A 15,056-nucleotide genomic window follows, 5' to 3' on the forward strand; every position below is an offset into this window, starting at 1 on the left:
GGTGAATCACTACGCGGCGGATGAGCTTGCGCAGCAGGGCGTTCTGCTGCTGCGGCTGGAACGTCTCCCACTCCTCGCTTTCGCCGGCGCGGCGAGGGCTCTGTCGCGGTCCCGCTCCAGCTCCCTGTAGGCGACCGCGTACACGTCGTCGGGGTACTGATCGGGGTCGCGGGCCCGGTCGGCCATGATGCGGGCGACCGCCGCCTGTGCACGGTCCGCTTCGCGTGCCAGCCGCTTCCGGGCGGCTTCCTGCTCGGCTCTCGGCGTCTTCACCAGGTGGGAGGGCGTCACGGCCGGGGCCGCGTCAACTCCGTCAGCAGCCTCCCGCGCGAGCCATGCGCGGACTTCGGCCTCGACGACCGCCCGGCGGGACCACACTCCAGGACATATGGACATACCCGAGTGGCTGCGCTTCTGGCACCGGAGCGCGTACCCGGGCTGTCGCTCGCGCCCGCGGCGCGAGTTCGACGTGATGCGGCACGCGCCGCGGCACAGACCGCACCTCACCAGCCCGGTTACGGCGTAGGTGCCCCGTACTGTGCGCGGTGGCGCAGTGGCCGTGTACTTTCTGCGTGCCTTGGCGCGTGGGTGGTCGCTGAGGGCGCCATCTACGACATGTTCGACGAGGCGCGGCACGTCGTCGAGGAGCTGCCCGAGATGCGCCGCTACTGGGCGGGGCTGGACTACGGCACAACGAACCCGTTCGCCGCGCTGCTGCTCGGCGAGGGCGTCGACGGCCTCCTGTACGTCTGCTCGGAGTGGCGCCACGACTCCCGCACCACGCACCGCAGCATGACAGACGCGCAGTACAGCGCCGCCGTACGGAATTGGCTCGCTACGTGGCGCCACCCATCAGCCGACCGAGACGCCCCGCCAGGCGTAGTGCCCGAGTGGACGTTCATTGACCCGAGCGCGGCCAGCTTCTCAACGCAGATGTGGGCCGACGGATACCCGGACATCACCCGCGCTTCGAACGAGGTCGCCGACGGCATCCGTTCGGTTGCCGCGCTACTCGCCGCCGACCGCCCGGTCGTACATCGCAGTTGCGAGGGCCTGCTCGACGAACTGCCCGCCTACTGCTGGGACCCGACGGCGACCGAGCGCGGCGAGGACAAGCCGTTGAAGATCGACGACCACTCAGCCGACGCGCTGCGGTACGTCGTGCACTCGACAGCGCACGAATGGCGGCGCCTGCTCACCACTTCTTTCGATCCAGCGGAACTGTGATCGTTCGACCTACGTGAGCGTCACGCAGAACCTTCCAACGAGGCCACCAGGAGTAGTACATGATCACGCCCATCATGATCAGCCAAATGACGGTCGCAATCCCGGATTGAGCGGTGTACGCGATCGTGATCGCTACTGCTCCCACCAGGCCGATCAGAACTTCGGACCTCCGGCACCTCCTGCGCACAGTCTTCAGGTATTCAGCAAGCTCCCGTTGCTCCTCCTCTCTTTTGCGACGCAGCGCCGCCGCCGCACGTTCTCGCGCCGCATCTTCCTCGTCGAATTTGCGCAGCAGGCGTTGCGCCGCGCGCTTCCGCAGCTCGGCTTCCTCCGAGGACAACGACGAGGATGCCGACAGCACCACATCCCCGTGGATCGCGCTTGCCTGCACGACATGTCACCCGACGCAGCCGCCCACCTCGTTGTGAGTGGTGGCCTGTTCGCTCATGTGTCGGAAGATACGCCCCTCACTCGGTGAACACCATTGGAGGTAATGCATGACTCTTCCCGAGTCCGGCGCCCCCTGGCCGCCTCCTGAGCGGGTCGCCCCCTACCGCGAGATGCGCGTCGACGACGCGTGGTACAGCGGCGACCGGGCGCGCCTCGCCCGCGTCTACGACCACCACCAGACCTACGCCGAGCGCCGCAAGCTGTGGGGCCGCCGCCCCAACGCGGAGCGGCACGGCCAGCAGGAACAGCGGCTTCACATGCCGTTGCCGGGCGACATCGCCCGTACCTCCGCCGACCTGCTGTTCGCGGACATGCCCGAGATCATCGTCGACGACAAGGCGACCCGCGACCGGCTCGACGTGCTGCTCGACGAAGGACAGGTACAAGCGACGCTGCTTGGGGCCGCCGAGCAGGCCGCCGCCCTCTCCGGCGTGTTTCTGCGCGTCACGTGGGACCGCGAGCTTGCCGACCGACCACTGTTGACGGTGTGCCAGCCGGACGGCGCTGTGCCCGAGTTCCGGTACGGGATCACGACCGTGGTCACCTTCTGGCGCGAGCTGTCCGCCACCGAACACGTGGTGTTCCGGCACTTCGAGCGGCACGAGCCGGGCCGCATCCTTCACACGCTGTACGAGGGGACGCCGGACAACGTGGGGCGTGCCGTGCCGCTCACGGAGCATCCGGAGACGGCCGAGCTGGTCGACTCCCTCGACGGTGACGGCGTCAGCATCAGCACCGGGATTCGCGACCTTACGGCCGCGTACATCCCGAACATGCTCCCCAACCGGCTACACCGCGGAAGCCCACTCGGCCGCTCGGACTTCGCGAAGCCGCTCCCCGACCTGTTCGACGCCCTCGACGAGACGTGGTCGTCATGGATGCGCGACATCCGCGAGGTATGGACCTCGCTCCGGATACCGCCGACCGAAGACAACGGAATCACGCTCGCTCAGTTCGCGATCCGCGTCGAGGAACACCAGCGCACCGCTGAGGCCACCACGCGGGAAGCCGTGCAGGCCGCCGGGTACTCCGCGCAGAGCTTCGGTCTCGACAGGGGCGGGCAGGCCATCACGGCGACCGAGGTCGACAGTCGCGACGCGCGGTCGATGGTGACCCGCAAGAAGAAGGCCGGGTACTGGCGCCACAGCCTCACGCACATGTTGCACGTCTTGTTGCAGATCGACGCGTCGGTGTTCGGGCAGCGCATCACGCCCCTTCGCCCGCGCGTCGAATTCGGCGACAGCGTAGCCGAGTCCGAGCAGCAGACCGCGACCACGCTCGACCTGCTCAACCGCGCGGGCGCCGTGTCCACCAAGACCAAGGTGAAGATTCTTCATCCGGAGTGGGACGACGACGTACAGACCGAGGTCGACGCAATCCTCACCGAGACCGGCGCCGCCGCGCTTGAGCCTCTACAGGCCAACGTTCTCCTGTAGTCACGAACTACGAGCGGCGACCCGGAACTTAGCCGAGCCGCCGCATCATTTGCCAGACGTGACCTCGTCTAGCGCAACGAGGTCTTCATGCCGACACTCAGTGAACAATCAGGTCGAACGGAGAGTCCGTCGGGTTCCCGTTGTATCGACTGTAGGTGTTGACCGTAACGGTCTGTGGGTCGTTTCCACAGCGGCCCGTTGGCTTCGTTTGAACCCAGGTGAGGTGGAACGCGTTCGCCGAGCCAGACGTCTTCGTCAGGTCGACGATCTCGTCGACCTTCACGCACTAGCGGCCGGTACCCACCCTGCGCGCGCTTTCGACGTTCTTCGCCTCCAGCAGTTCCCCCGACTTGCTTACGTTCGCGGCGGCTTGGGCGTGCGGCGGGTTGATCGGCGTCGGTGCCGCAGCAGCAGTCCCCACGAAGGAACCAACGATGGCAACGCTACCGACGAGGGCGGCGACAATTCGAGGCATGCGACCTCCAGTTCGACAAGAGGCCCTGACCAGGGCCAACCTTCATGAAGTAGCGTGCTGGAAGTCGCTCTAGAAAAGAAAGGCTACATCGACAAATTCACCCTTTGCGGTGAGCAAGGCGGATAGAACTGGATCGCTTGGCAAGTTCCCCACCGGGGGTCTCTTGGCCCCTGAACTGCCGTTTTTCTACGCGCCGTTCAAGAGAGGTGAGGTGAATTCCTGTGCCGATCCGCCTCGGCATGGTCGAACCCCTCGCCGAGCGCACCCGCGACCTGTACGCCGAGGCCGAGCGGCGCCTACTGGGGATCGTCGCTCTGCAGCTTGCCGACGGCCTCGACGCCCCAGGGTGGACCGAGCGGCAGCTCGCCGCGGTACAGGCGTTGCGCCGTTCCTCTCAGGCCGTCGTCGACGAGCTCGCCCGGGCCGTCGAGTTGGACGTGTTCGACGCCGTCGCCGAATCGTACAACGTCGGGCACCGCGCCGCGGTCGCCGAACTCGGCGCCCTGTCGGACGACGCCCGACGGCTGGTCGACGAGGTCACCCCGAATGCACAGGCTGTGGATCGCCTCGCACAAGAGACCGTCAACCGCGTCACCTCAACGCACCGCTCGATTCTGCGCGTGGTCGTCGACACCTTCCGCGCCATCGTCGCCGAGGTCACCGCAACGCCCCTGATCGGCACCGGCACCCGCCGCCAGGCCACACAGGACGCCATGCGTCGGTTCGCCGACCGCGGTATCCGCACGTTCGTCGACAAGGCCGGCCGACGCTGGCAGCTCACGTCGTACGCCGAAATGGCCGTACGCACATCCGTTGCCCGCGCCGCGACCGAGGCGCACACGCGCACCCTCGCCGACGCCGGTATCGAGCTGGTCGTCGTCTCCGACGCGCCGCGCGAGTGCCCGCTGTGCCGCCCCTGGGAGGGCCGGGGACTCGCCCTCGACGGTGTGCCCGGCCCCCGCGCGGTCGAGGTCGAGCACGCCGTCGAGGACGGGTGTATGGTCGCCGTGCGCGTAGCCGGGTCCCTCGACGGGGCCCGTCGCGCGGGCCTCCAGCATCCGAACTGCCGCCACAGCGTCAGCGCCTACACGCCCGGGGTCACGCGCATCGAGCAGGCGGCCAGCGATCCCGCAGGGTACGAGGCAGGCCAGCGCCAGCGCGCCATCGAGCGGAACATTCGCAGATGGAAGCAACGCGAGGCCGCCGCCGTCACGCCCGAGGCAAAGACCGCCGCACGCCGGAAGGCGCGGCAGTGGCAAGGGGCGATGCGGTCGCACCTCACGACGCACCCGGACTTGCGCCGTCTGCGGGCCCGTGAACAGCCCGGCGCCTCCAACCTCCCGAAGCGGCGCCGTCGGGCGCACACCGAGCAGGTCGACGCCGCTCGGGTGTGGTCCGGTGACGAGGAGTCGGTACGGGAGATGAGCGACGACCAGCTCCCCGCCGCCGTCCGGTCGAACCTGCTCGACAGCCGCGCCCGGCACCGGATCGAGGCCGAAGCCGACCGGCGCGACCGCGAGCAACTACGCCAGCGGGTACGGGCCGACGTGCGCCACGGCGACCTGACCGGGTACGGAGACGACGAGCTCGCCCGCGCTGTCCCGCTGCTCGACGACGAGCGGGATCTACTCGGCGTCATGGCGGAGATGGACCGCCGCGAGCTGGCTTCACGGCTACCCGATGTGCGGCCGGAGCTGGCGCGTCTGTCCGACACGGATCTCGCCACGCGCGCCCGCAGCGCCGATCCGGGCACGCTGGCGCTGCTCGCCGCCGAGGCCAACCGGCGCGACATGCTCGCCCGGCTCTTCCCCGGGGGGCGGCTGTCCGACGCGCTGTCGGATACGTCCGACGACGCTCTCGCTTGGTGTATGCAGTACGCCAACGCGGATGAGCTGGCACGGATCGCTGCCGAGATGGACCGCCGCGACCCCGTGCAGATGCCGCGCCTGTCAGCGACCGGCGATCCCATGGCCGACCTGCTCGCCGACCGCGACGCGCTCGCCGAGGCTGCCGAGCCCGCCCCCGACCCCGACGGCTGGGGAGCGCTCGCCGATGACGCCGGGTGGGAAGCCGTGTCCGATCGGCTGTCCGACGCGTCCGGCGAGGAGCACGAAGAGCGGCGTATGACGCGTCGCGAGGCGAAGGCGTTGTACGACGAGTACGTGTACGACCAGTACCTCAAGGCGGAGGAGGAGTGCCGTGGCTACCTGCTCAGCAAGCAGGCCGAGGCCGCGGGAGTCGACCCGGTGTCGCTGTTCTCCGGGCCCGCGAGGATCGCGTACGCCCGCGCGTCCGACGAGCTCAAGGCGTGGTGGGCACACAGCGGACGCATGACGCAGGCCGAGTTCATCGAGAAGGCCACCGGGATACGGTCGGCAGCCGCCGAGCGGGCCCGGCAGAATGAGGCCGACCAGCAACAGCGGAGGTAGCCGACGTGGGAACGCGAGAGGACATCGTCCGGGCCGTGACCGCCGGCCGTGAAGCAGGGGAGCGCGGCGACCGGCCGACCGTGTGCCCGTATCCGCGCGAGTCCATCCTCCGCCGGGCGTGGATTCGCGGCTACGCCGAGACTCACCCCGTGCGCGACCGCGCCGAATAGCGCCACCCAGACCACCAGCACCATCCCAGAGGGCCCGCAGGGAGCGGGCCCTTTCGCATGCCCACACCCGCCAGGAGCGGGCCGACCAGCCCCAGGAGGGCACCGCCATGAGCGACGACACCAGCACCCCCAGCGGCGAGCGGCAGAGCGGACCGGGCACCGAGGGCGGGCAGGACCCGACCTCCACCGCTCAGCCTCCTGAGCCGTCCGCGGCCTCGCCGAGCGGCGAGGGACAGCCGCAGGGCGAGGAGGCCGCCGCGCAGATCGCACGCCTTGAGCGGGAGCTCGCCGCCGCCCGCCAAGAGTTCGCGGCGCCGGTACCGGCGGGTCCGGCTACGGCTTCCGCTGCACGTCCGGCACCACCAAACTCACGTTGACCGGGAACACCTACCTCAAGGGTCCCTCCAGTCCGCTCGCCGTCTTCGCGATCAGCATCACGAGCACGGTCTTGGGCGTGCGCCGCTGGGGCAACGACGTCAAGGGCCAAGCCGCGGGCGACATCGCCGACAACACTGCCTCACCCGTGCTCTCCCCCTACGACGACCAGCACTGACCCGCCCCGCCACCGCACGCCCCGCGCACCCGCGCCGGGGCTTCTTTCATGTCTGGAGACTCCACCATGGCCGTTCGCGGTATCGACGTGTCGTCGTACCAGCCGAGCACCTACAGCACCCGCGGACTCGACTTCGTGTTCGTGAAGGCCACCGAGGGCACCACCTACACCAACCCCCGGATGCGCGCCCAGGCGGCGCACGCCCGTCGCAACGGCCTCGTGGTGGGCTTCTACCACTTCCTGCGCCCCGGCAGCATGGCGGCGCAGGCCCGGTACTTCGTCCAGCGGGCAAGCAGCGTGCCGGGCGACCCGCTGTGGGCCGACTGGGAAGACCCCCGCGTCTCGTGCGACGACAAAGACCGCTTCCTCGCCGAAGTGCGCCGACTCCGCGGGGACACGCACCGCGTCGGCCTCTACTGCAACACCGCCTTCTGGACCGGCCGCGATAACTGCTCAACGGCAGGCGACGCGCTGTGGATCGCGCACTACGGCGTGGGCCCCGGCAACCCCGGCATCCGGGCCGCCTGGCTCTTCCACCAGTACACCGACCGCCCCCTCGACACCAACACCGCCCGGTTCGCCGACCGCGCCGCGCTGCGCGCGTGGGCCAGCGGCACCCACCACCAGGAGGACGACGAGATGAACCTCGACGACGCCGTGAAGCTCGGCGCATGGATCCCCAAGACCTTCCCCAAGCAGCAGGGGTTGCAGGACGGCGAGATCTCGGTACGCACCGCGCTGGGCAGCGGCTACGCGTACGCGCACATCGCCGCCGACAACAGCAAGCGCATCCTGGCCAAGCTCGACGCCCAGGGAGCCGCCATCACGGAGCTGGCGAAGGCTCTCGCCGCTCGCGATACCGCGGTCGACGTTGACGAGCTGGTCGACCGCATCGAGGCCGCCATCGAGTCCATCACGGTCCGCCTCGACGTACCCAACCGCGACGACACCTGACCACTGGTCCGTCCCCCACTCCACGAAACGAGGAACCGCCCATGTCCGATGCCACCCGCCGCACCATCCGCACCGCCGTTGCCTGGCTGCTCTCGCTCGCCGCAGCGCTCCCCGCCATCGTCGACGCCTCCGGTATCCCCGCATCCCTGCCCTGGGCCGCCGGCGCCCTCGCGGTCGCCGCGGCCGTCACCCGCGTCATGGCCCTTCCCGCCGTCGACGCCCTGCTACCCGGCTGGCTGCGCAAGGAGCCCCCGCCCAAGGACGCCGAGGGTCGCCCGTGACCGACCAGCACCCTGAAATAGCGGTCGAGCTGGAGCGGTTGCGCGGTGCCGTCGAGGTAGGGTTCGCCCGCGTCGACGGCTCGCTCGCGCTGCTCGTACAGCGCTCGGACCAGTCCGAGCAGCGCCTCGCCGACCACGAGCAGCGGCTCGACGCGGTCGAGCGCGGCGAGACCGAGCGGCAGAAACGTCACGAGGCACGGCTCGACGCCCTCGAACGGGCGCGATGGCCGCTGCCGTCCGTGGCAGCGCTTGCCGCCCTCGCTGGGCTGCTGCTGTCCCTGTGGCAGACCACACATTGAGCTGCGCCCCCGCTCCCGGCTGCTTGCCGGGAGCGGGGGCGCCTTCGCTGTTCGCGACGGAGCGGGACGGGCTACTCGTCGTCCGTGAGCTGCACGGGATTGTGCGGCGAGTCGAGCCAGGGCGTATGCCTGCCATCAGGAGTGACCGTCAGGCCGAACCGTGCATAGCCCGGACGCCCCCGCCCCGCCCACCAGCGGAACGCCGCTTCCAGCTCATCCCACAGCTTGCGGGGACCGTCCTGGTAGACGACGAACTCGGACGCTCCGGGGTCGTAGTCGACCGTTGCCCAGGAGCTGACCGCCTCGTCGCGGAGCCACAGTGTGTACGCGCCGGTGTCCCCGTACCGCTCCGCCCACGGGAACATCCCGCTCGTGCGCATCCCCACAGCGAACATCGGCAGCCAGTCGCCCACGTCTTCCGGCGACAGAGCGGTGACGGAACGCTCGCCGCCTGCGGGCCAGTCCTTGCCTCCCAGGTACTCCCGGGTGTGCAGCCGCTCGGAACGCTGCTGGCGTAGCCGCATGAACGCTGCCGACCCGACGAACGGACCGGACGCCACTCCCTCCGCGTCCACCGTCAACCGCACTATCGCGCCGCCGCCGTACGTCGGCGCATAGGGAGCCAGAATCATGCCACCGGGGCGCGTCTGCCGGATGACCGCTTGCGGGAGGGTCCGCACTGACGCGGTGAACTCCACCCGGTCGTACGGGGCCGCCGGCACATACCCGTCGGCGCCGTCACCCACCACGGTGGTGGGGGTGTACCCCTCCCGGGAGAGGGCCTGTCTGGCCTTCCGGGCGGTGTCGGTGTCCACCTCCACAGTGAACACGTGGTCGCTGCCGAGCCGTTCACACAGCAGCGCCGTGTTCCAGCCCGTCCCCGTGCCGATCTCCAACACCTTGTGCCCCTCGGCCACGTCCAATGCGGCCAGCATGGAGAAGACCAAGGTGGGTTGGCTGTTGGAGGACGACGGGGACGAGCCCGGTTCGGGCGCGGTATGGGCGCCATCGTCATACTGGGTGGTCAACGAACGGTCGGAGTAGACCACCTCCCGCCACGCATCCGGCTCCCTGGACCGGTCGATGGCGCGCCCCTGCCGTCCGCCGCCCTTACCCGGCCAGAACACCGTGGGAACGAACTTCTCCCGGGGGACGGCCGTGTACGCGGGCAGCCACTCGGCGGCGAGCGCACCGCTCTCCAGGAGCACGGAGGCCAGCCGCTCAGGACCGGCCTCCCGCACAACCCCGTGGTCAGTTGTCATTTCTGCTGCTCGTCGCTGTGGCCGGAGTCATCGCCCTCCCCCTGACCACCGCCGCCGTGCCGGGCGCCATGGTCCTCATCGTCCTCGCCACCGAACGCAAGGATCCAGGGCCGTTCCTGTTGCATGATGCCTCCAATGGGTTGATTGGTTCGTTAGCACCCACCCCGGGCGGAGCTCGGAACCGCTACTGCCGTCCAGCCTGCCGACAGATCCGGCACGGGAACGGGCACGGCGGAACCGCCCTGCCCGCGGGGACGTGCACCAAGCGCGGCATGCCGCGGACTGGCAGGGTCTGCTCCTGCTCCGGAGCACGGTTCAGCGCCCGCATGCCGCCCGCCGCAGCACGAGAGGTCTCCCCGCCAACGGCTTCCGCCCCCAGCACCGCTCGCACTTGCACGGCGGATATGCGAGGCTCCCCGGCGGGATATCAGCCCCCTCCGGCGCAATGTACTCGGGCCCGACATCGGGACCGTTGCGGCGCCGCCGTTCATCCGGCGTGCTCGCGTCGTTGGGGGTCCTCGCAATCGCCATGTGACTGTCCCCGCACGTTGGGTGAGCTGGACAGTGCTGACCGTAGGAGCGCGAGGGAACCGGCCCCAGGGGCGTAACGCCCTAGTTTTTCAACGCTATTCGGCGATGCCGAGGAAGCGCGCCAGCGCTCGCAGGTCCGGCGGATGGTTCGGCCCGTTCCACAGATCCGTCACGATGGCCACGGCTAGCGTGTGGTGCCGCATCCACCCGGGGGTCATACGGCGCAAGGACTTCAACGCCTTGACGGCCCCTTCGGCGTCCCCCACGTCCGTGTGGGCCCGCGCCACGTCGAGGAGAAGCCACGTCCGCCATGAGGGCGGGGTATCGCTGCTCAGCCGCATACCGTTCGCCAGCGTGATGGCTTCCTCGGGCCGTCCGTGCTGGACGGCCAGGCGTACCCGTTCGATCCGGACGGAGGAACGGCTGAACACACTGACCATGCGCCCGTCCCGCGGCGGGGGAAGCCTGGTCAGCTTGTCCGTCGCCTCCTCGGCCGTCGTCATCATCTCCGCCGCCTGGTCGTAGTTGCCGCTCCGGGCCGAGCTCGTCGCGGCAGACATGACCAGCCCGCCCCAGACACGAAGCTGCTCCGCGCTCCCTATGCGGTCGTGCTCGATGCTGTCGGCCGCGTGCACCGCCAACCCGGTGGCGTCGTCCAACCGGTTCTGACGCTGGTACGCCCAGGCCACGGAGTTGGAGATCATGGGGGCGAGCAGCGGATCTGAGGACTCCCCCGCGGCAGCGTAAGCACGCTCCAGGCTCGCCAAGGCGAGGTCAGTCTTGCCCAGCCGGATCGCAAGGTGTCCGCCCAGTTGCAGCGCCTTACCGAGGGCTGCTTGCCCCGCCGCGCGCTGGTCCGGGGTGCCGACCAAAGCGAGCAGGCGCGCGTTCGTGATCGCCTCGGGAAGCCGCTTCATGAGGTCGTCGAACGCCGCGGAGTGATAGAGCGTCCAGTCCTCGGCCAGCTCCCCGCGGACAGACGAGAGCGACGCGGTGTTCACATCTGCCGGCTCAGGTGGCATGCCAATGAGGGGGGGCATGATGGCCCGCCGCAGCGCGACGAGTTGCGGCGGCTCAGCCGCGCCGGTTGACGCTATGCCGGGCGGATCACCCATCAGAGCGGTGACCTCTACGCCGAGCCCGGCGGCAAGGGCGTGGAAGGTGGGAAGTCTGGCGGAGTGCTTGCGCTGCTGCTCAAGTCGCGCGACAACGTCGACGGATACGCCGGAAGCCGCGGACAGGCCCTCTTGGGTCAGTCCTGCGAGGCTGCGAAGCCGACGGAGTCGCTTCCCGATGTGCTCGGCCATACGCTCAGCGTAAACCGCTAGCCCAGCGCAGGAAGCTGATCAGAACGTCTCGTACAGCGACGGTGCTTCCGACGAAAGCGCCGGAAGCATCGCGCTGATCGCTTACGGTCCTTTGTGCGCGGTGACGACCGGCACCACGTGGCACATCTTCGAGTCCAGGGCAGGCGCCCGGAGTCGCCGAACCGGGGAACTGTCCGGGGGCCGGACCGCCCCTTGACGCGGGCCGGGTTTGTCGTCAGGATCCGGCCCCTCTGGTCAGGGCGGCGCGCGGTGCCCGAACGGTGTGACCCGCGCCACTCCGCGGGCCTCGTCCGTCACGCCCCGTGTCCGGCCTCCCCGCTTCCGGCGCCGTGCCGTGACGTTCCCCACGTCCGGGGCCGGCCCCGCCCGCGCGCTCAGCCCAGCACGGGGAGGAGCGGAGAGAGGTCGGCGCGTTCGCCGCTCACGGCCAGGCGCGCGGTGCCGTCGAGGTGGGGTTCGCCCGCGTCGACCACGACCAGCGCGTCACGCACCTCGAACGTCGACAGTGGCCCCTGCCCAGCCTCGCCGCGCTGGTGGGTGTCGCCGGGCTCGGCCTCTCCCTCTGGCAGATCGCGCACTGACGAATGGCGCCCCTGGTACGGCCCGGGGGCCGTACCAGGGGCGCCATTGTCGTGAGTACGGGCCTTCAGATTCGGGCCGTACAGACGTATCCGAGCGAGCTCAGACTCTCGGCCCTGCACAGGTGGTCCGAGGCGCCGCCCAACTCGGTCTGTAGCAACTGGTAAGCGGCGCCGTTGCTCTGCCCCCAGTGCATAGCCGCACGCCACAGGGCACGCCCATAGCCTTTGCCCCGGCACTCGGGCAGGACACCGAAATACTGGGGCAGCAGCCGAGCAGAGCCCCGCGGATCGCGCATGACCTCCATAGGACCGATGGCACCCGCAACGCGCTCTCCGTCCACAGCGGTGAGCACCGGGCCGACAGCCTCGGTATCCATACGGGCGTGGAGGAACGCGAACCCCGAATCAGCAAGTCGCTCCGCGAAGTGCGGAAAGGTGGACCGGACGGGAGCGGTTGTCTCGTCGAGGGGGCGTACGGAGTCGGCAGCGGGGGCTGGCTGCTCGACCGTGAACTCGCGGAGTTGCACGCGTGTGACGTGCACGTCGAGGGGTGGCCGCTCGTCGGAGGTGAGGAACCAGACAACGCGTCCCTGTGCGGCACCGTGAGCGGTTGCCAGCTTGGCGGCGAGGTCTGCGGCAAGCGCGCGGCTCTCGGGGCGCGCGCCGTAGACGTATACGGCCACGCTGCCCTTTCCGCGCCGGGACAGGGAGGGAACCAAGGTCTCCCCGGACCCGTGCGCGATCTCCTCCACGAGGACACTGTCGCTCTTGTACGCGGACCATCGACGGTCCTTGTCGTACGGCAGGAAGCGGCCCGTGCCCGCGACCTCGACGATGTCGGCGAAGAGGTCGACGGACAGCGCGGCGGGGTGCACGGGACCGATCGTCGGCACATACGGAGCGGTGATCACAGTGTGCAGCCAGTCCCACCGGAATCGCATGGCGGCACACTACTCACTCCCGGCCCACGGCTCGGGCCCCGACGCGGAAGACGTCGGGGCCCGATCGGATGTGGCTGAGCGACGGTCAGAACGGGTTGTCGTCGCTCGCGGCGCAGGCGCACTTGTCGGACTCGGTCAGCGAGTCGAGGTCATCGACGAACTCGATCTCGGTCGCCTCGGCCGGTGTGCCGGTCGCTTCCCGGCGCGGCAGAAGCGGGACCAGGACGGCGGTCATGTGGTTCACCTCCTCTCTCCGTGCTGGCAGTAGGTGTGCAGGGGTGCCTTCGCCTCCTGGTAGAGCCTGGCCAGCGGTCGGCACACGCGGCATGAGCCGGACAGCGCGCAGCCAGAGCAGCCACCGGTGCGAAGCATCAGGGAGTCGGCGATTCCGCCGAGCTGGGTCAGCCCGCCGACCCCCTCGTGCATGAGGTCTACGGACGGATCGCGGCCGACCTTGCAGATGCTCGCCCGGCCGTGCGGGTCGACGTGGAAGAAGGAGTGACCGGCGTTGCAGCCGGTGAAGACCTTCCGTTCACGCAGATGCGCCGCCGACTGCGACGGCAGCGATTCGGCACCGCCGTAGATCGTCGGCGACATATTGGTGAACGTGTTGTACTCGACGCCCCAGCGCTCCGCCATGGCGACCATGGCGGACTCTTCGTCGGCGTTGTGCCGGGTGATGACGAGGTTGAGGCGCATCGGCAGACCGGCCTCCACGGCGGCATCCATGCCCTTGGTGAACTTGCGGAACGAGCCGGGACGCCGGGTCAGCCCGTCATAGCTGCTCTCACTCGCGCCGTACACGCTGACGACGATCCGATACGGACGGCGCTCGTCGAGGAGGTGCAGCAGCTCGGGCCGCCACAACCGCGATCCGTTCGTCGAGATCGTAAGCATCATGCCGAGTTCGTGGGCGAGGGTGTACGCGTCGGCGAAGTGCCGGTCCACAAGCGGCTCCCCGCCGGTGATCTGGAACCAGAGGACCCCGGCAGCGTCCATGACGTGCAGCAGCCGCTCCTTCTCGGCCCACGGAAGCCCCTCGAATCGCTTCAGCCCCAGGTAGCAGTGCTCGCAGTCGTAGTTGCACCCGAGGTTGATCTCCCAGCTCGCGAGCCCGAAGCCGTACCGCGACGGCTTCCGCATGCGTACGGTCTCCGCCACCGGGTGTTCGGGCAGGTCGAGCCCCCAGCGGGCACGAGCGGCCTCGACGAGCCATACAGGTGGCCCCTGGGCCTCGTCGGCGGCATGGCGGAGCTCGGCGAAGCGCTGTACTGGCACCTTGACGCCCTGAGTACTCCCGGGGCGCAGGATGAGGTGTTCGCCGAGGAACTCGCTGGCTATCAAGCTGTGCACGGTGGTGCCTCCTCGTGGTGGTGCCCGCCCCTGCCGGGTGCTGCCGTGGGGGACGGTTCGCGGTCACCGGCAGGGGCGGAGCATTCGGGAAGGGGCGGGGCCTATGGGCTGCTGAGCAAGACGAGCGGCACGACAACAGCCACCCAGAAGGCAATCCAGAGCACGACCGCTATCCGCTGCCTCACTGGCTCGCCTCGCTCTTGGGCACCCGGACCTCGACGATGTCCGCGCGCCACTCGTAGCCTCCGCCGGGCGGGACCAGCCAGACGCACGAGGGCTGCTCGTCGACCGCGTACGGCTCGCCGATGCCGTTCACCAAGCCCTCACGGTCACGGACGGCGTCGTACACGCGCATGCCGCGCTGGAGCTGCCCAACGGACGGGGTGGCCTCTGACCACTCTGCGGCGGTCACGTCGGGATAGACCTCGAAGTCGTCCGACGTCCAGTCCTGGGGGTCCCCGCGTGTCGCGCGGAACGCCGCACCCGCGCGCTGTCTCGCCGGTCTGTCCATGCGTGCCCCCTGACGAGTCCTTCATGGGACCCACCAGTCCACCGCCGCACGAGGTGGAACGGGCCGTGTACGACCGGACGTTCAGGCGGACGTTTTCACACCCCGCGTTCGGTCGAATGACTACGGTGAGGTCCCGGCGGCGGCTTTGCGGGGGGGGTGCCTCTATGTCCTTCGTCAAGCGAGGCGGGGGGTTCTGGGTTCGTAGAAGGTGCCGTCGCGGAGCATCGCGAAGATGACGCTGATGCGGTGGCGGGCGAGGCGGAGGAGGGCTTGGG

The 15,056-nt window shown here is 69.5% G+C and carries 18 protein-coding genes; 9 read left to right on the forward strand and 9 right to left on the reverse strand.

What is annotated here, in order from left to right; all coding sequences use genetic code 11:
- Window positions 1–588 precede the first annotated feature (588 nt).
- Window positions 589–1,227, forward strand: coding sequence for a terminase (locus G5C65_RS04490; RefSeq protein WP_241265544.1), 639 nt, complete (start codon window positions 589–591; stop codon window positions 1,225–1,227).
- Here G5C65_RS04490 and G5C65_RS04495 read toward each other — a convergent pair.
- On the reverse strand, window positions 1,196–1,618 hold the full coding sequence (locus G5C65_RS04495) for a hypothetical protein (protein WP_165297285.1): 423 nt from the start codon (window positions 1,616–1,618) through the stop codon (window positions 1,196–1,198). The genes G5C65_RS04490 and G5C65_RS04495 overlap by 32 nt on opposite strands.
- A gap of 106 nt (window positions 1,619–1,724) precedes the next feature.
- Between G5C65_RS04495 and G5C65_RS04500 the strand changes: the two genes are divergently transcribed.
- The 8 genes from G5C65_RS04500 (at window position 1,725) to G5C65_RS04530 (ending at window position 8,274) form a co-directional block, all read left to right on the forward strand.
- The gene (locus G5C65_RS04500) at window positions 1,725–3,113 is read left to right on the forward strand and encodes a phage portal protein (protein ID WP_165297286.1); all 1,389 of its coding nucleotides are present in this window, start codon (window positions 1,725–1,727) and stop codon (window positions 3,111–3,113) included.
- 696 nt (window positions 3,114–3,809) lie between these two features.
- Window positions 3,810–6,017 carry a phage minor capsid protein gene (locus G5C65_RS04505; RefSeq protein WP_338146229.1) on the forward strand — a complete coding sequence of 736 codons (2,208 nt, stop codon included), beginning with the start codon at window positions 3,810–3,812 and terminating at the stop codon, window positions 6,015–6,017.
- A 5-nt stretch (window positions 6,018–6,022) separates the two neighbouring features.
- The gene (locus G5C65_RS40330) at window positions 6,023–6,187 is read left to right on the forward strand and encodes an Rmf/CrpP fold protein (protein ID WP_338146230.1); all 165 of its coding nucleotides are present in this window, start codon (window positions 6,023–6,025) and stop codon (window positions 6,185–6,187) included.
- 107 nt (window positions 6,188–6,294) lie between these two features.
- Window positions 6,295–6,564 carry a hypothetical protein gene (locus tag G5C65_RS04510; protein ID WP_165297287.1) on the forward strand — a complete coding sequence of 90 codons (270 nt, stop codon included), beginning with the start codon at window positions 6,295–6,297 and terminating at the stop codon, window positions 6,562–6,564.
- Window positions 6,561–6,740, forward strand: coding sequence for a hypothetical protein (locus G5C65_RS04515; RefSeq protein WP_165297288.1), 180 nt, complete (start codon window positions 6,561–6,563; stop codon window positions 6,738–6,740). Before G5C65_RS04510 ends, G5C65_RS04515 begins: the two co-directional genes overlap by 4 nt.
- Before the next feature lie 66 nt (window positions 6,741–6,806).
- Window positions 6,807–7,694, forward strand: coding sequence for a glycoside hydrolase family 25 protein (locus tag G5C65_RS04520; protein ID WP_165297289.1), 888 nt, complete (start codon window positions 6,807–6,809; stop codon window positions 7,692–7,694).
- Window positions 7,695–7,735: 41 nt separating this feature from the next.
- Window positions 7,736–7,975, forward strand: a complete 240-nt coding sequence (locus G5C65_RS04525; protein WP_165297290.1) for a hypothetical protein — start codon at window positions 7,736–7,738, stop codon at window positions 7,973–7,975.
- Complete coding sequence (locus G5C65_RS04530) at window positions 7,972–8,274, forward strand: hypothetical protein (protein ID WP_165297291.1); 303 nt, start codon at window positions 7,972–7,974, stop codon at window positions 8,272–8,274. Before G5C65_RS04525 ends, G5C65_RS04530 begins: the two co-directional genes overlap by 4 nt.
- 71 nt (window positions 8,275–8,345) lie before the next feature.
- Here G5C65_RS04530 and G5C65_RS04535 read toward each other — a convergent pair whose 3' ends face one another.
- From G5C65_RS04535 to G5C65_RS04565, 8 genes are all read right to left on the reverse strand, one after another.
- Window positions 8,346–9,536, reverse strand: a complete 1,191-nt coding sequence (locus G5C65_RS04535) for a methyltransferase domain-containing protein (RefSeq protein WP_206441233.1) — start codon at window positions 9,534–9,536, stop codon at window positions 8,346–8,348.
- Window positions 9,533–9,661: a hypothetical protein gene (locus G5C65_RS40050; RefSeq protein WP_277607968.1), complete on the reverse strand. Its 129-nt coding sequence runs from the start codon at window positions 9,659–9,661 to the stop codon at window positions 9,533–9,535. Before G5C65_RS40050 ends, G5C65_RS04535 begins: the two co-directional genes overlap by 4 nt.
- Window positions 9,662–10,162: 501 nt before the next feature.
- Window positions 10,163–11,374, reverse strand: a complete 1,212-nt coding sequence (locus G5C65_RS04540; RefSeq protein WP_165297292.1) for a helix-turn-helix domain-containing protein — start codon at window positions 11,372–11,374, stop codon at window positions 10,163–10,165.
- Between the two features lie 395 nt (window positions 11,375–11,769).
- Window positions 11,770–11,973 (reverse strand): hypothetical protein, encoded by a 204-nt coding sequence (locus G5C65_RS04545; RefSeq protein WP_165297293.1) that lies wholly within the window; start codon window positions 11,971–11,973, stop codon window positions 11,770–11,772.
- A gap of 68 nt (window positions 11,974–12,041) precedes the next feature.
- On the reverse strand, window positions 12,042–12,917 hold the full coding sequence (locus G5C65_RS04550; protein ID WP_165297294.1) for a GNAT family N-acetyltransferase: 876 nt from the start codon (window positions 12,915–12,917) through the stop codon (window positions 12,042–12,044).
- Between the two features lie 85 nt (window positions 12,918–13,002).
- Window positions 13,003–13,152 carry a hypothetical protein gene (locus G5C65_RS04555; RefSeq protein WP_165297295.1) on the reverse strand — a complete coding sequence of 50 codons (150 nt, stop codon included), beginning with the start codon at window positions 13,150–13,152 and terminating at the stop codon, window positions 13,003–13,005.
- 5 nt (window positions 13,153–13,157) lie between these two features.
- Window positions 13,158–14,270 carry a radical SAM protein gene (locus G5C65_RS04560; protein WP_165297296.1) on the reverse strand — a complete coding sequence of 371 codons (1,113 nt, stop codon included), beginning with the start codon at window positions 14,268–14,270 and terminating at the stop codon, window positions 13,158–13,160.
- Between the two features lie 181 nt (window positions 14,271–14,451).
- Entirely contained in the window at window positions 14,452–14,781 is a 330-nt protein-coding gene (locus tag G5C65_RS04565) for a hypothetical protein (RefSeq protein WP_165297272.1), read from the reverse strand.
- Between the last annotated feature and the right edge of the window lie 275 nt (window positions 14,782–15,056).

The sequence above is a fragment of the Streptomyces boncukensis genome (assembly GCF_011045075.1).
In the GTDB taxonomy this organism is placed as follows: Bacteria; Actinomycetota; Actinomycetes; order Streptomycetales; family Streptomycetaceae; genus Streptomyces; species Streptomyces boncukensis.

Coding starts and splice junctions, on each gene's coding strand:
- G5C65_RS04540 (WP_165297292.1), bottom strand. CDS start 11,374: ATGGCCGAGCACATCGGGAAGCGACTCCGTCGGCTTCGCAGCCTCGCA.
- G5C65_RS04535 (WP_206441233.1), bottom strand. CDS start 9,536: ATGACAACTGACCACGGGGTTGTGCGGGAGGCCGGTCCTGAGCGGCTG.
- G5C65_RS04525 (WP_165297290.1), top strand. CDS start 7,736: ATGTCCGATGCCACCCGCCGCACCATCCGCACCGCCGTTGCCTGGCTG.
- G5C65_RS04550 (WP_165297294.1), bottom strand. CDS start 12,917: ATGCGATTCCGGTGGGACTGGCTGCACACTGTGATCACCGCTCCGTAT.
- G5C65_RS04520 (WP_165297289.1), top strand. CDS start 6,807: ATGGCCGTTCGCGGTATCGACGTGTCGTCGTACCAGCCGAGCACCTAC.
- G5C65_RS40050 (WP_277607968.1), bottom strand. CDS start 9,661: ATGCAACAGGAACGGCCCTGGATCCTTGCGTTCGGTGGCGAGGACGAT.
- G5C65_RS04555 (WP_165297295.1), bottom strand. CDS start 13,152: ATGACCGCCGTCCTGGTCCCGCTTCTGCCGCGCCGGGAAGCGACCGGC.
- G5C65_RS04500 (WP_165297286.1), top strand. CDS start 1,725: ATGACTCTTCCCGAGTCCGGCGCCCCCTGGCCGCCTCCTGAGCGGGTC.
- G5C65_RS04510 (WP_165297287.1), top strand. CDS start 6,295: ATGAGCGACGACACCAGCACCCCCAGCGGCGAGCGGCAGAGCGGACCG.
- G5C65_RS04565 (WP_165297272.1), bottom strand. CDS start 14,781: ATGGACAGACCGGCGAGACAGCGCGCGGGTGCGGCGTTCCGCGCGACA.